This is a genomic window from Parapedobacter tibetensis (genome assembly GCF_024704835.1).
Lineage (GTDB): Bacteria > Bacteroidota > Bacteroidia > Sphingobacteriales > Sphingobacteriaceae > Parapedobacter > Parapedobacter tibetensis.
Genome location: NZ_JAMXBE010000080.1, coordinates 1 through 373, shown reverse-complemented (window position 1 = coordinate 373; position 373 = coordinate 1). Strand labels below are relative to the sequence as shown.

Below are 373 nucleotides of genomic sequence, written 5' to 3'. Positions count from 1 at the left end.
GACGCTCAGCACCGAGGATATTCTCCGCTTTGAAATTGATGGCGCCTTTCTTAGCTGGGCCTAATTTCTTAGTAAGGTTAAAATTGAGACTATTAAAGGGCTTCGCATAGACGTCTGCGTTGCTGGCGAAACCAATAATCTCAAGTGTCTTTCCCTGCACGTTGTAGAAAACACCTGCTTCTAGACCCATATCCACATTGTTGTAGTTCAAGCCGGCATTAATCAGGTAGGGCGACTGGCCTTGCAGCTGACGCGTGTCATCTATCGTTTCCCCCTCCCGAGCAAAGAGTTGCCTGTTCGCCAATTCACTCTCGCCCATTTCGATCACCGATTCGGCAAACGTAACATTCACGTTCAGGCTCAAATCGGTCAG

At 48.5% G+C, this 373-nt stretch carries 1 protein-coding gene; it reads right to left on the bottom strand.

What is annotated here, in order from left to right; all coding sequences use genetic code 11:
- Positions 1 to 373 (bottom strand): hypothetical protein (locus NF543_RS25355; RefSeq protein WP_257671001.1); only part of this gene is annotated, 373 nt, incomplete at both ends.